General features: G+C 49.7%; 14 protein-coding genes, 2 tRNA genes and 1 pseudogene. 10 read left to right on the top strand and 7 right to left on the bottom strand.

Annotated features, from left to right (window positions below; all coding sequences use genetic code 11):
* Nucleotides 1–7: 7 nt before the first annotated feature.
* Nucleotides 8–79: transfer RNA gene (locus QUF14_RS05685), tRNA-Gly, on the bottom strand.
* A gap of 1 nt (nucleotide 80) precedes the next feature.
* Nucleotides 81–157: transfer RNA gene (locus QUF14_RS05680), tRNA-Arg, on the bottom strand.
* A 392-nt stretch (nucleotides 158–549) separates the two neighbouring features.
* On the opposite strand from QUF14_RS05680, the gene QUF14_RS05675 reads away from it, so the two are divergent.
* From QUF14_RS05675 to tusE, 4 genes and pseudogenes are all read left to right on the top strand, one after another.
* A complete protein-coding gene (locus tag QUF14_RS05675) occupies nucleotides 550–855 on the top strand; it encodes a hypothetical protein (RefSeq protein ID WP_248698357.1) in 306 nt (101 codons plus the stop codon).
* Between the two features lie 64 nt (nucleotides 856–919).
* Nucleotides 920–1,090, top strand: a pseudogene (locus tag QUF14_RS05670) (integrase); the annotation flags it as partial.
* A gap of 365 nt (nucleotides 1,091–1,455) precedes the next feature.
* The gene (yccA, locus tag QUF14_RS05665) at nucleotides 1,456–2,115 is read left to right on the top strand and encodes an FtsH protease modulator YccA (protein WP_000375136.1); all 660 of its coding nucleotides are present in this window, start codon (nucleotides 1,456–1,458) and stop codon (nucleotides 2,113–2,115) included.
* A 90-nt stretch (nucleotides 2,116–2,205) separates the two neighbouring features.
* Nucleotides 2,206–2,535, top strand: a complete 330-nt coding sequence (tusE, locus tag QUF14_RS05660) for a sulfurtransferase TusE (RefSeq protein WP_000904443.1) — start codon at nucleotides 2,206–2,208, stop codon at nucleotides 2,533–2,535.
* Here the strand turns inward: tusE and yccX are convergent.
* Nucleotides 2,532–2,810, bottom strand: a complete 279-nt coding sequence (gene yccX / locus QUF14_RS05655; protein WP_000048228.1) for an acylphosphatase — start codon at nucleotides 2,808–2,810, stop codon at nucleotides 2,532–2,534. The two genes, tusE and yccX, sit on opposite strands and share 4 nt — an antisense overlap.
* 94 nt (nucleotides 2,811–2,904) lie before the next feature.
* Between yccX and rlmI the strand changes: the two genes are divergently transcribed.
* Both rlmI and hspQ read left to right on the top strand, forming a co-directional pair.
* Complete coding sequence (gene rlmI / locus QUF14_RS05650) at nucleotides 2,905–4,095, top strand: 23S rRNA (cytosine(1962)-C(5))-methyltransferase RlmI (RefSeq protein ID WP_000116275.1); 1,191 nt, start codon at nucleotides 2,905–2,907, stop codon at nucleotides 4,093–4,095.
* A gap of 57 nt (nucleotides 4,096–4,152) precedes the next feature.
* Entirely contained in the window at nucleotides 4,153–4,470 is a 318-nt protein-coding gene (hspQ, locus tag QUF14_RS05645; protein WP_001295356.1) for a heat shock protein HspQ, read from the top strand.
* Nucleotides 4,471–4,513: 43 nt separating this feature from the next.
* On the opposite strand, the gene QUF14_RS05640 is transcribed toward hspQ, so the two are convergent.
* Nucleotides 4,514–4,927, bottom strand: coding sequence for a CoA-binding protein (locus QUF14_RS05640; RefSeq protein WP_000665218.1), 414 nt, complete (start codon nucleotides 4,925–4,927; stop codon nucleotides 4,514–4,516).
* A 172-nt stretch (nucleotides 4,928–5,099) separates the two neighbouring features.
* Here QUF14_RS05640 and QUF14_RS05635 point away from each other — a divergent pair, with 172 nt between their 5' ends.
* Nucleotides 5,100–5,762 (top strand): DUF2057 family protein, encoded by a 663-nt coding sequence (locus QUF14_RS05635; RefSeq protein ID WP_000847795.1) that lies wholly within the window; start codon nucleotides 5,100–5,102, stop codon nucleotides 5,760–5,762.
* Nucleotides 5,763–5,857: 95 nt separating this feature from the next.
* Nucleotides 5,858–6,316, top strand: a complete 459-nt coding sequence (gene mgsA / locus QUF14_RS05630) for a methylglyoxal synthase (RefSeq protein WP_000424181.1) — start codon at nucleotides 5,858–5,860, stop codon at nucleotides 6,314–6,316.
* Between the two features lie 31 nt (nucleotides 6,317–6,347).
* On the opposite strand, the gene helD is transcribed toward mgsA, so the two are convergent.
* Complete coding sequence (gene helD, locus QUF14_RS05625) at nucleotides 6,348–8,402, bottom strand: DNA helicase IV (RefSeq protein WP_024211982.1); 2,055 nt, start codon at nucleotides 8,400–8,402, stop codon at nucleotides 6,348–6,350.
* A 122-nt stretch (nucleotides 8,403–8,524) separates the two neighbouring features.
* On the opposite strand from helD, the gene QUF14_RS05620 reads away from it, so the two are divergent.
* Together QUF14_RS05620 and yccS are read left to right on the top strand one after the other, a co-directional pair.
* Nucleotides 8,525–8,971, top strand: coding sequence for a YccF domain-containing protein (locus tag QUF14_RS05620; protein ID WP_001261235.1), 447 nt, complete (start codon nucleotides 8,525–8,527; stop codon nucleotides 8,969–8,971).
* Between the two features lie 9 nt (nucleotides 8,972–8,980).
* Complete coding sequence (gene yccS, locus QUF14_RS05615; protein ID WP_000875012.1) at nucleotides 8,981–11,143, top strand: YccS family putative transporter; 2,163 nt, start codon at nucleotides 8,981–8,983, stop codon at nucleotides 11,141–11,143.
* Here yccS and sxy read toward each other — a convergent pair.
* The gene (gene sxy / locus QUF14_RS05610) at nucleotides 11,106–11,711 is read right to left on the bottom strand and encodes a CRP-S regulon transcriptional coactivator Sxy (protein ID WP_286333461.1); all 606 of its coding nucleotides are present in this window, start codon (nucleotides 11,709–11,711) and stop codon (nucleotides 11,106–11,108) included. The two genes, yccS and sxy, sit on opposite strands and share 38 nt — an antisense overlap.
* Nucleotides 11,686–12,914, bottom strand: a protein-coding gene (locus QUF14_RS05605) for an IS3-like element IS2 family transposase (protein WP_097494069.1) whose coding sequence is annotated in 2 segments (ribosomal slippage) — nucleotides 11,686–12,599 and nucleotides 12,599–12,914 — 1,230 coding nt in all. Because the reading frame shifts where the segments join, the coding sequence is not laid out codon by codon here. The genes sxy and QUF14_RS05605 overlap by 26 nt, the downstream gene beginning before the upstream one ends.
* Nucleotides 12,915–12,939 lie beyond the last annotated feature (25 nt).

Genomic DNA, 12,939 nt, shown 5'->3' with positions numbered 1-12,939 from the left:
TCTATAAAGTGGTCAGCGGGAATCGAACCTGCATCATCAGCCTGGAAGGCTGAGGTAATAACCATTATACGATCACCGCATGGTGCACCATACTGGATTCGAACCAGTGACCGATTGCTTAGAAGGCAATTGCCCTATACAGCTGAGCTAACGGCGCATGATGGTCCATGTTGCGCTTGAACCGGCGACCTTGCGGTTATGAGCTGCTCGCTCTGACCATTAGAGCTAAATTATCAATAATTTTCTTTTCAATAGCATGCATATTCCAGCTACGTAATCCACGCTAACGTTTATTAAAAACAAATTCAACAAAAACAAAGTTAGTGATATTTTTTTATCTAATACCAACATTAATCAATATTATGTGATTTAGATAATCCGCCCTATTAAACAACTTCATTCATTAGCACAATGAGTGTTCAACTATCTATTGAAATAAAAGAACATAAGAGGTATAGATATCTCCACAGCAGACATTACATCTAAAAGATCACCAAACCAGACATTATGATAAAAAAGATTTTTATAACGTCTTTAAGTATCCTCTGTATGGGGGTAATTGTGGATTATCCTCATATCGACAGCAGAATATCGACAAACGAAATAATCAATTGTCTTTCCAAGACTATGCAGAAAAGTGGTTATATAATGGATCTAAATGGAACTAAACTACCAATTAATGCAAAAGAATTCGCAACATACAAAATGTCAAAATACACCGGTTCATTCTGGATAGAATATTCAACAGAAGGAAGGCCAACAAGAGATGTTGGTATAATAAATGCAACAAATGATAGTTATAATATCTTGAACGATACATTGCAATTTTGTAGCAATATCATGGCAAAATATTAACATCAACAGTTAGTATGTGTACATCTCTGTGAGAAACCGTCGTAATATTAGTCAGCAACACCCCCCTTTTGGATGCAATTTCCACGACATAAAGGTGAAAGGTATCCCGGATTACGAAGGAAGTCGTCGCGACAAACAAATTTTCAGTGGACATAAAACAGTAAATCAGGTGTTGATTTACGATCGTAAAAAAATCACACCAACACTGGATTTGCCGCTCGTGGTTAGTAAGTAGACAATCCAGAAAGTTTTCTGGCAAAAAGACTTGGTATACTAACTATCAAAAATCACCTAACATATTGATTTCTTTTGGCACTTAATTTGATTAACTTTTCAACATTGAAAACCGGCGACCCGAAAGGGTTCCAGAGTTCGAATCTCTGCGCTTCCGCCAAATAAGATAAGGGGTTAGCTAAATGCTAACCCCTTTTTCTTTTGCCTGTCGAAATTCTCAGGGCGTTATATTTGCTTAATGACCTGATAATCCGCTGTTAAACCTGTTCCAGATCAAATGCGTAAAGATGGGTAAAACTTCTGGGTGCCCTTACGCATTATCATTATGCTGCTTAATTAATTACATCTGTCATAGAGAGTGACTCAATGGATCGTATTGTTAGTTCTTCACATGACCGTACATCGCTGCTTAGCACCCATAAGGTGCTGCGTAATACCTATTTTCTGCTGAGCCTGACGCTGGCCTTTTCGGCGATTACCGCAACTGCCAGTACGGTGCTGATGCTGCCATCTCCGGGTCTGATTCTGACGCTGGTGGGTATGTATGGTTTGATGTTCCTGACCTATAAAACAGCGAATAAGCCGACCGGGATTATCTCCGCATTCGCCTTTACCGGTTTTCTGGGTTATATCCTCGGACCAATTCTGAATACCTATCTGTCTGCCGGAATGGGTGACGTAATCGCTATGGCACTGGGCGGAACGGCGTTAGTGTTCTTCTGCTGCTCTGCGTATGTGCTGACCACCCGCAAAGATATGTCGTTCCTTGGCGGTATGCTGATGGCGGGTATTGTGGTGGTGCTGATTGGTATGGTTGCTAATATCTTCCTGCAGCTGCCTGCCCTGCATCTGGCGATCAGCGCGGTCTTCATTCTGATCTCCTCTGGCGCTATCTTGTTTGAAACCAGCAACATCATTCATGGCGGTGAAACGAACTATATTCGTGCCACGGTTAGCCTGTATGTTTCGCTGTACAACATCTTCGTCAGCCTGCTGAGCATTCTGGGCTTCGCCAGCCGCGATTAATCTCACCCGCTAACACTTTCATAGCCTCGCTTTATGCGGGGCTTTGTTTTTTGTTACACTGCCGCCAGTCTGATTAAGGTAGTAATAATTATGCTGATCTTCGAAGGTAAAGAGATAGAAACGGATACCGAAGGCTATCTCAAAGAAAGCAGCCAGTGGAGTGAGCCGCTGGCAGTGGTGATTGCAGAGAACGAAGGGATTACGCTGTCACCAGAACACTGGGAAGTGGTGCGTTTTGTGCGTGATTTCTATCTGGAATTCAATACTTCTCCGGCGATTCGTATGCTGGTAAAAGCGATGGCGAATAAATTTGGCGAAGAAAAAGGTAACAGCCGCTATCTATACCGACTGTTTCCGAAAGGTCCGGCTAAGCAAGCCACCAAAATTGCTGGCCTGCCAAAACCGGTAAAATGTATCTAACGAATACGAAAATCGGTTAATTCCCCCGAGGGATGATGCGGCTCGCTGAGCACCCGTTCCACACGTGCAGAACGCGGGCCGCCACTCTTTAACCACTGCATTAATTTTTCCACCTGCCCTTCTTCACCGCAGGCAACCACTTCCACGCTGCCATCGTCAAGATTTTTGGCGTAGCCGCTTAACCCGAGTTTTTTCGCTTCGTACTGCGTGGTATAGCGAAATCCTACGCCCTGAACTCGCCCGTAAACCCAGGCAATTATGCAGACTTTCGACATTGCTGCTCTCCTTATCCTTAATGGACGCGTTGCAAATCCATGGAAAACTCCGGACAATGACGCCCATTTCTTTGCATCGACAGAAAAGTAAATTATGAGTGTACGTTTAGTGTTAGCCAAAGGGCGCGAAAAATCATTACTTCGTCGCCATCCGTGGGTCTTTTCCGGGGCCGTTGCCCGCATGGAAGGTAAAGCCAACCTCGGTGAAACCATCGATATTGTTGATCATCAGGGAAAATGGTTAGCACGCGGCGCTTATTCGCCAGCTTCGCAAATCCGGGCGCGCGTCTGGACGTTTGACCCCTCTGAATCCATTGACATTGCTTTTTTTACCCGCCGTTTGCAACAAGCACAAAAATGGCGTGACTGGCTGGCGCAAAAAGATGGCCTCGACAGCTATCGTTTAATCGCCGGAGAATCTGATGGCCTGCCGGGTATTACTATCGATCGTTTCGGTAATTTTCTGGTACTGCAACTGCTGAGTGCTGGGGCAGAATATCAGCGCGCAGCATTAATTAGTGCCCTGCAAACGCTGTACCCGGAATGTGCAATTTACGATCGCAGCGACGTTGCGGTACGTAAAAAAGAAGGGATGGAACTGACCCAGGGCCCCGTTACCGGAGAGCTACCGCCTGCCCTGCTGCCGATTGAAGAACACGGCATGAAACTGCTGGTGGACATTCAGCACGGGCACAAAACGGGTTACTACCTGGACCAGCGTGATAGCCGCCTGGCTACCCGCCGCTACGTTGAAAATAAACGCGTACTGAACTGTTTTTCCTATACCGGTGGTTTCGCCGTATCGGCATTGATGGGCGGTTGCAGCCAGGTTGTCAGCGTTGATACCTCCCAGGAAGCGCTGGATATTGCACGGCAGAATGTTGAGCTGAACAAACTGGATCTGAGCAAGGCTGAGTTTGTCCGTGATGATGTCTTTAAATTGCTGCGTACTTATCGCGATCGCGGTGAAAAATTTGACGTTATCGTGATGGACCCGCCGAAGTTTGTTGAGAATAAAAGCCAGTTGATGGGCGCGTGTCGTGGCTATAAAGACATCAACATGCTGGCAATTCAGTTGCTGAATGAAGGCGGAGTTCTCCTGACTTTCTCCTGTTCCGGTCTGATGACCAGCGATTTATTTCAGAAAATCATCGCGGATGCCGCAATTGATGCCGGTCGTGATGTACAATTTATAGAGCAGTTCCGTCAGGCAGCCGATCATCCGGTGATCGCTACCTACCCGGAAGGGCTATATCTGAAAGGGTTTGCCTGTCGCGTCATGTAACTTGAAATGTGGAATTTTACCCTTATATCAAAGGTAAAGATTTCCCGGGAGGTGACTATGATTGCCAGCAAATTCGGTATCGGCCAGCAGGTCCGCCATTCCCTGTTAGGTTATCTCGGAGTGGTCGTGGATATCGACCCGGTTTATTCGCTCTCTGAACCGTCGCCTGATGAGCTGGCGGTGAATGACGAGCTTCGCGCCGCTCCGTGGTATCACGTGGTGATGGAGGACGATAACGGCCTACCGGTTCATACCTACCTGGCTGAAGCCCAGCTAAGTAGCGAATTGCAGGATGAACATCCTGAACAGCCATCCATGGATGAGCTGGCGCAGACCATCCGCAAACAACTTCAGGCCCCGCGTCTGCGTAACTAATCCCTGACAAATCCCCGGAAGGTTTTGGCCTTCCGGGGATTTTTTATTTGGCCAGGCCCAGGCGAGGGATCTCAATAGCCGGGCAGCGATCCATCACCACATTTAACCCGGCATCCCGTGCCAGTACTGCCGCTTGCTCATTAATCACCCCCAGTTGCATCCAGAGGGTTTTCGCGCCAATGGCGATCGCTTCCTGCGCCACGCCCCACGCCGCTTCTGAATTACGGAAAACATCGACCATATCGACTTTTTCCGGAACTTCTGCCAGCGTGCCATACCCCTGCTGGCCCAGCAGCGTTTTGCCGGCAACTTTTGGTGAAACCGGAATGACGTGATACCCCTGGTCGAGTAGATATTTCATCACGCGATAGCTGGGACGATCGGGTTTGTCGCTTGCCCCCACCAGCGCAATGGTGTGAGTGGACGTTAAAATGCCTGCAATATCGGTTTCTTTCATTATTTCCTCCAGACTGTTTAACAAAGTGTACGACAAAGCCGACATGCCAACCATGCAGCTAATACGAATGAATGAGAGCAAAAGCGGGAATTATGTCTATATGTTAGTAAGTATGATTAAAGAAAAATTTTGACACATTATTATTCGGGCGGTCTTTTGACAGGAGCTACCTATGAAAACCGGCATCGTGACCACCTTGATTGTATTATGTTTGCCGGTATCCGTTTTTGCCACCACGCTGCGGCTTTCAACCGATGTCGATCTTCTGGTACTCGACGGCAAGAAGGTTTCCAGCTCTCTGCTGCGCGGTGCGGACAGCATTGAACTGGATAATGGACCACATCAGTTAGTGTTTCGCGTTGAGAAGACGATTCATCTTTCCAATAGTGAAGAACGGCTGTATATCTCCCCACCACTAGTGGTCAGTTTTAATACCCAGCTCATCAACCAGGTCAATTTTCGCCTGCCTCGCCTGGAGAATGAGCGGGAAGCTAACCATTTTGATGCCGCGCCGCGCCTTGAATTGTTGGATGGCGATGCGACGCCGATTCCGGTAAAGCTGGATATTCTCGCCATTACCTCAACGGCAAAAACGATTGATTATGAGGTTGAGGTTGAACGTTATAACAAATCCGCGAAACGCGCTTCACTACCGCAATTTGCCACGATGATGGCAGATGACAGTACGCTGCTTTCGGGTGTTTCCGAGCTGGATGCTATTCCACCGCAGTCTCAGGTGCTCACAGAACAACGGCTGAAGTATTGGTTTAAACTGGCTGACCCACAAACGCGAAATACTTTTCTGCAATGGGCGGAAAAACAACCATCTTCCTGAGATTTTTGTGCCTGTGCGCAGGCTTTTTCGGTCTTTCTCTTGCAGCGATAAGTGCTTACAGTAATCTGTAGGAAAGTTAACTACGGATGTACATTATGGAACTGACGACACGTACTTTACCTGCGCGGAAACATATTGCGCTGGTGGCACACGATCACTGCAAACAAATGCTGATGAGCTGGGTGGAACGGCATCAACCGTTACTGGAACAACACGTACTGTATGCAACAGGCACTACCGGTAACTTAATTTCCCGCGCGACCGGCATGAACGTCAACGCGATGTTGAGTGGCCCAATGGGGGGGGACCAGCAGGTTGGCGCATTGATCTCAGAAGGTAAAATTGATGTATTGATTTTCTTCTGGGACCCACTAAATGCCGTGCCGCACGATCCTGACGTGAAAGCCTTGCTGCGTCTGGCGACGGTATGGAACATTCCGGTTGCCACCAACGTGGCAACGGCAGACTTCATTATCCAGTCACCGCATTTCAACGACGCGGTCGATATTCTGATCCCCGATTATCAGCGTTATCTCGCGGACCGTCTGAAGTAATATTACACAGGTGGCAAACGCCACCTGTTTCCTACGGTTTTCTCGCCACCGGCACATCCAGATTTTTCAGTATTTCGACAAAGGGAGAGGGATTCTCTTTGTTAAACAATGCCCATACCCGATGGCGTGCCCGGGTCAGCGCCACGTACATTAACCGCCGTTCTTCAGCGTCCGGAAAATCCTCAACCGGGGGTAGTAGCGCCTCTTCCATAATCGACTCCCGCGCCGCAGCCGGAAAACCATCACTCCCCTCCTGCAAGCCAACGATGATGACGTAATCCGCCTGTTGCCCTTTGCTGGCATGAATGGTCATAAAATCGATTTGCAACTTCGGCCAGCGTGTTGCCGCTTTTTCCAGGCTGGCAGGCCTCATGTGATGGTAACGCGCCAGGATCAGAATGCGCTCTTCCGGTTTGACATAACCAGAGAGCTTATCCAGCAAAGCATCAAGTTGACTCTCATCCAATAACGTGACGGCTTTTTTGTCTCCATTGGTTAAGCTGTTTAGCGGCTTTTTCAGCTGGCCAGGGTTCTGCTGAATAAAACGGTTTGCCACCTCACCGATACGACTGTTAAAACGGTAAGTCGTGTCTAAATCACAGCGATCGCCTTCACCAAAGTTTTCATGGAAAGCGGTGGTGAGCGACATTTGCGCACCGCTGAAACGGTAAATCGCCTGCCAGTCATCGCCAACGGCGAACAACGTCGTTTGACTGTTTTGCTTGCGTAATGCCGCTAACAACGCTGCACGCTGCGGCGAGATATCCTGAAATTCATCAACCAGAATATGCTTCCACGGGCTGATAAAGCGACCTTTCTCCAGAATCACAATCGCCTGGTGAATAAGGCCGGAAAAATCGACAGCGTTTTCTGCCTTCAGCGCACCTTTCCAGGCTTTTAATAACGGGGCCATCAACTTGATACGTTTACTGAACAAGTCGCGAATCTCTTCAGGTGCATTGGCAATCATTTCTGCCTGTGCACCGCCGTGCATTCGCATCAGACTTACCCAGCGATCGAGGCGAGAAGCAAGACGACGCTGTAATTTCTCATCATCCCAGAAGTTACCTTCTGGCACTGACCACTGCATTTCTTCCGTCAGCCATTGCCGCCAGCCCTTCGCCTGCGCTTTCTTTTCGCTGCATTGCTTACGCCACTCAGCAATAAAGAGTTCATGACGGGCAGCGGTATCATTTTCTAGTTTGCTGACTGTCGGCACTTTTTTGCTGCCCTGCTGAATAATATGCAGCGCCAGCGCATGAAATGTGCGTGCGGTAATGTCTTCGGTATGTAGTCGTTCTCGGATACGCTCGTCCATCTCTTCAGCGGCTTTGCGACCAAACGCCAGCAATAAAATTTGCTCAGGGGACGCTTCACCACGCGCCAGCAACCAGCCTGCACGGGCCACCAGCACCGACGTTTTTCCGCTTCCTGCACCTGCCAGCACTAACAGAGAATGCTCGCCATTAACGACTGCCCGGGCCTGCGCCGGATTCAGCGGTGAAGATTCGACCTGGCGGAAAAAATCCGCATACTCGGTAAGCATAGCTTCGGTATACGCCTGATTATGCTGCAACCGTGCGCCTTCAATATCTTTCAACCAGGCCTGACATTTACGCCACGCCTCACGGCAGTTATCGAATTCTTCCAGTCGGTTAACCGGCAACGGCAACGCCGACAAAGCCTGGCGGATTTGTTGCTGCACGCCAGAGGTTTGCTCACGCGTCAGCCATTTATTTTCTCCGGTACGCGTGGCAATCAAATCCAGTTGCTGGCGTAAAACACCAGCCGCAATTTCGCTCATCTCCGCACTCCACCGCCGCCAGTGAGCATCAAGATGATGGTAAAAACGCTGCGTCTCGCCCCATTCGGTGCCGTGCAGACGCACCACTTTTTCGTCCGGCAGTACAAATTCTAGCTCGCCCCATACCAGACCGCGCTTACAGTGAATTGCCAGTAATTGATTGAAAGGAATAAGGTATTCGTGGCGATCGCCGGAGACTTTAATCCCGGCATTGAGGATCACCGCCCGATCGTAAGGGTGCTGTGCCAGACGTTTTCCAAGCGTTGTCGCTTTCAGTTCCATGACTCTGTAGATCCACACGAAATGATTTCTTATCAGTGTAACCGTCAGAGAAAACGTGCTCCAGCCCAAAAAAACGTTACAATTGCCGCCCATTACTGAAAACCACAGTAAAGCGAGGTTTTATGCGTACCGTTTTGAACATTCTGAACTTTGTGCTTGGCGGATTTGCCACCACTCTGGGCTGGCTGTTGGCGACTCTGGTCAGTATTGTGCTAATTTTTACCTTACCGCTGACACGATCCTGCTGGGAGATCACTAAACTGTCTCTGGTGCCTTATGGCAATGAAGCTATTCATGTCGATGAACTGAACCCGGCAGGCAAAAATGTGCTGCTGAATACTGGCGGTACGGTATTGAATATTTTCTGGCTGATTTTCTTTGGCTGGTGGTTATGCCTGATGCACATTGCAACGGGCATCGCACAATGTATTTCCATCATTGGCATTCCTGTCGGCATTGCGAACTTTAAAATTGCCGCTATTGCACTATGGCCGGTCGGTCGTCGCGTGGTATCGGTAGAAACAGCGCAAGCTGCGCGTGAAGCCAATGCACGTCGTCGTTTTGAATAATCCACTAATATGGCCTTTATGCTAAGTCCTTTGCTCAAACGCTATACCTGGAACAGCGCCTGGCTGTATTACGCGCGTATTTTTATTGCGCTTTGTGGAACCACAGCGTTTCCGTGGTGGCTGGGTGATGTAAAGCTGACGATTCCGCTGACGCTGGGGATGGTGGCAGCGGCGCTGACCGATCTCGATGACCGACTGGCGGGGCGTTTGCGTAACCTCATCATTACGCTGTTCTGCTTTTTTATCGCCTCGGCCTCAGTAGAATTGCTGTTTCCCCGGCCCTGGCTGTTTGCGATTGGCTTAACGCTCTCTACCAGCGGCTTCATTTTGCTTGGCGGTCTGGGTCAACGCTATGCAACAATTGCCTTCGGTGCGTTACTGATCGCCATTTACACTATGTTGGGGACGTCACTGTATGAGCACTGGTATCAGCAGCCGATGTATCTGCTGGCCGGTGCCGTCTGGTACAACGTCCTGACACTTATTGGTCATCTACTGTTCCCGGTCCGCCCGCTGCAGGACAACCTGGCGCGTTGCTATGAACAACTGGCGCGTTACCTTGAGCTCAAGTCACGCATGTTTGATCCTGATATTGAAGATGAAAGCCAGGCACCGCTGTACGATTTGGCTCTCGCCAACGGTCAGCTGATGGCGACATTGAATCAGACGAAACTCTCGCTGCTGACCCGCTTACGTGGCGATCGTGGTCAACGGGGAACGCGTCGCACGCTGCATTATTACTTTGTCGCGCAGGATATTCACGAGCGTGCCAGCTCTTCTCATATTCAGTATCAAACATTGCGTGAACATTTTCGCCACAGCGACGTGCTGTTCCGTTTTCAGCGACTGATGTCGATGCAGGGCCAGGCGTGCCAGCAACTGTCACGCTGTATTTTGCTGCGTCAGCCTTATCAACATGATCCGCATTTTGAGCGCGCTTTTACGCATATTGATGCTGCACTGGAGCGGATGCGCGATAACGGCGCGCCTGCCGATTTACTCAAAACACTGGGATTTTTGCTGAACAATTTACGCGCTATTGATGCCCAACTGGCAACAATTGAATCAGAACAGGCCCAGGCACTGCCCCATAATAATGACGAAAATGAGCTCGCTGATGACAGCCCGCACGGATTGAGTGATATCTGGCTGCGTCTTAGCCGTCACTTCACACCGGAATCCGCCCTCTTCCGTCATGCGGTAAGAATGTCGCTGGTGTTGTGCTTCGGCTACGCCATCATTCAGATAACCGGAATGCATCACGGGTATTGGATCTTGCTGACAAGTTTGTTTGTCTGCCAGCCAAACTATAACGCCACGCGCCACCGCCTGAAGTTAAGGATTATTGGTACGCTGGTAGGTATCGCCATTGGCATTCCTGTGCTGTGGTTTGTGCCGTCACTGGAAGGGCAGCTGGTGCTGCTGGTTATTACCGGCGTGCTCTTTTTTGCCTTCCGTAACGTGCAATATGCCCATGCAACGATGTTCATCACACTTTTGGTGCTACTTTGTTTTAACTTGCTGGGTGAAGGTTTTGAAGTGGCGTTACCTCGCGTAATCGATACGCTGATTGGTTGTGCCATTGCGTGGGCGGCGGTGAGCTACATCTGGCCTGACTGGAAGTTTCGCAATCTGCCGCGCATGCTCGAACGTGCCACCGAGGCCAACTGTCGCTATCTCGATGCCATACTGGAGCAATACCATCAGGGACGTGATAACCGTCTGGCGTATCGTATTGCCCGCCGCGATGCACACAACCGTGATGCTGAACTGGCGTCGGTGGTATCAAATATGTCCAGCGAGCCGAACGTTACCCCGCAAATTCGCGAGGCCGCGTTTCGGTTGCTGTGCCTTAACCATACGTTTACCAGCTATATCTCAGCCCTCGGTGCTCACCGGGAGCAGTTAACTAATCCTGAAATTCTGGCGTTTCTTGATGACGCAGTTTGCTATGTTGATGACGCGCTACATCATCAACCTGCTGATGAAGAACGCGTCAATCAGGCATTAGCTGACCTGAAACAACGGATGCAGCAACTTGAACCACGGGCAGACAGCAAAGAACCTCTGGTCGTACAACAAGTCGGGTTATTGATTGCATTACTGCCAGAGATTGGTCGTCTGCAACGCCAGATTACTCAAGTTCCGCAGGAAACTCCTGTTTCGGCGTAAGAGAGTCAGCCCATTCTGCAAGCTCCTGGCGGCGTGCCACCGGGAGCGCAGCTTCATGAATGCCGATAATGGCCCCTTCCAGCATAAACAGAATCTTTTCTGTCACCAGACTGTTTTGCTGCCGCAGTCGCAACCAACACATTTTTGCCCCAAGTATACGTAACGCCCGTACATCCTTAATCCCCACCTCCCCGAGTATCGCTTCCAGATGAAAAGACATATTAGGCAAATCTTTCAGTCTTTCCCGGGTATTGCGCGTGCTTTTCTCTTTCAGCGCTGCATCGAGAGAATATTTCGACAGACGCACCAGCTTCAGTTGATTTCGCCATAGACTTTCATCAACCCGATAGTAATTGAGGGTAACGGATCGGCCACACTTTTTATATGTCAGCCAGACAGGCGGATGTTTTACACAGTACTGTGCACTTTGCTCACAAGCCCGAAGATACAACTCACCATCAGAAACCATCGCAAACACCGTGTCGTCAACGGTCAGGCTGTAACTACCAAACAATGATCGGTATTCAATTGTGGATTTGCCCCTATATTTCCAGACATCTGTTATCACTTAACCCATTACAAGCCTGCTGCCGCAGATATTCCCGTGGCGAGCGATAACCCAGCGCACTATGCGGATGCCATTCGTTATAATGCTCGAACGCCTCTGCAAGGTTCTTTGCTGCCGTTAACCCGTCTGGTTTGGGCATGATACTGATGTAGTCACGCTTTATCGTTTTCACGAAGCTCTCTGCTATTCCGTTACTCTCCGGACTCCGCACCGCCGTGTTCTTCGGTTCAAGTCCCAACATCCGGGCGAACTGGCGTGTTTCATTAGCCCGGTAGCATGAACCATTATCCGTCAGCCACTCCACTGGAGACGACGGAAGATCGTTGCCGAAGCGGCGTTCCACCGCTCCCAGCATGACGTCCTGTACTGTTTCACTGTTGAAGCCGCCGGTAGTGACCGCCCAGTGCAGTGCCTCACGATCACAGCAGTCCAGCGCGAACGTGACACGCAGTCTCTCTCCGTTATCACAGCAGAACTCGAACCCGTCAGAGCACCATCGCTGATTGCTTTCTTTCACGGCCACTCTGCCTGTATGTGCCCGTTTCGATGGCGGTACAGCAGGTTTTCGCTCAAGCAACAGCGCATTCTGGCGCATGATCCGGTAAACACGTTTGGCATTGATCGCAGGCATACCATCAAGTTCTGCCTGTCTGCGAAGCAGCGCCCATACCCGACGATAACCATACGTGGGCAGCTCTCCGATAACATGGTGTATACGGAGAAGCACATCCGTATCATCAGTGTGACGACTGCGGCGGCCATCCATCCAGTCATCGGTTCGTCTGAGAATGACGTGCAACTGCGCACGCGACACCCGGAGACAACGGCTGACTAAGCTTACTCCCCATCCCCGGGCAATAAGGGCGCGTGCGCTATCCACTTTTTTGCCCGTCCATATTCAACGGCTTCTTTGAGGAGTTCATTTTCCATCGTTTTCTTGCCGAGCAGGCGCTGGAGTTCTTTAATCTGCTTCATGGCGGCAGCAAGTTCAGAGGCAGGAACAACCTGTTCTCCGGCGGCGACAGCAGTAAGACTTCCTTCCTGGTATTGCTTACGCCAGAGAAATAACTGGCTGGCTGCTACACCATGTTGCCGGGCAACGAGGGAGACCGTCATCCCCGGTTCAAAGCTCTGCTGAACAATTGCGATCTTTTCCTGTGTGGTACGCCGTCTGCGTTTCTCCGGCCCTAAGACATCAATCATCTGTTCTCCAATGACTAGTCTAAAA

Origin of the sequence: Escherichia sp. HH091_1A, from assembly GCF_030295175.1 — a bacterium.
Taxonomy (GTDB): Bacteria; Pseudomonadota; Gammaproteobacteria; order Enterobacterales; family Enterobacteriaceae; genus Escherichia; species Escherichia coli_F.
The sequence above is the reverse complement of the archived record's forward strand: the minus strand, read 5'-3'. Positions and strand labels throughout refer to the sequence as shown.

Coding starts and splice junctions, on each gene's coding strand:
- QUF14_RS05675 (WP_248698357.1), top strand. CDS start 550: ATGGGGGTAATTGTGGATTATCCTCATATCGACAGCAGAATATCGACA.
- yccA (WP_000375136.1), top strand. CDS start 1,456: ATGGATCGTATTGTTAGTTCTTCACATGACCGTACATCGCTGCTTAGC.
- tusE (WP_000904443.1), top strand. CDS start 2,206: ATGCTGATCTTCGAAGGTAAAGAGATAGAAACGGATACCGAAGGCTAT.
- yccX (WP_000048228.1), bottom strand. CDS start 2,810: ATGTCGAAAGTCTGCATAATTGCCTGGGTTTACGGGCGAGTTCAGGGC.
- rlmI (WP_000116275.1), top strand. CDS start 2,905: ATGAGTGTACGTTTAGTGTTAGCCAAAGGGCGCGAAAAATCATTACTT.
- hspQ (WP_001295356.1), top strand. CDS start 4,153: ATGATTGCCAGCAAATTCGGTATCGGCCAGCAGGTCCGCCATTCCCTG.
- QUF14_RS05640 (WP_000665218.1), bottom strand. CDS start 4,927: ATGAAAGAAACCGATATTGCAGGCATTTTAACGTCCACTCACACCATT.
- QUF14_RS05635 (WP_000847795.1), top strand. CDS start 5,100: ATGAAAACCGGCATCGTGACCACCTTGATTGTATTATGTTTGCCGGTA.
- mgsA (WP_000424181.1), top strand. CDS start 5,858: ATGGAACTGACGACACGTACTTTACCTGCGCGGAAACATATTGCGCTG.
- helD (WP_024211982.1), bottom strand. CDS start 8,402: ATGGAACTGAAAGCGACAACGCTTGGAAAACGTCTGGCACAGCACCCT.
- QUF14_RS05620 (WP_001261235.1), top strand. CDS start 8,525: ATGCGTACCGTTTTGAACATTCTGAACTTTGTGCTTGGCGGATTTGCC.
- yccS (WP_000875012.1), top strand. CDS start 8,981: ATGGCCTTTATGCTAAGTCCTTTGCTCAAACGCTATACCTGGAACAGC.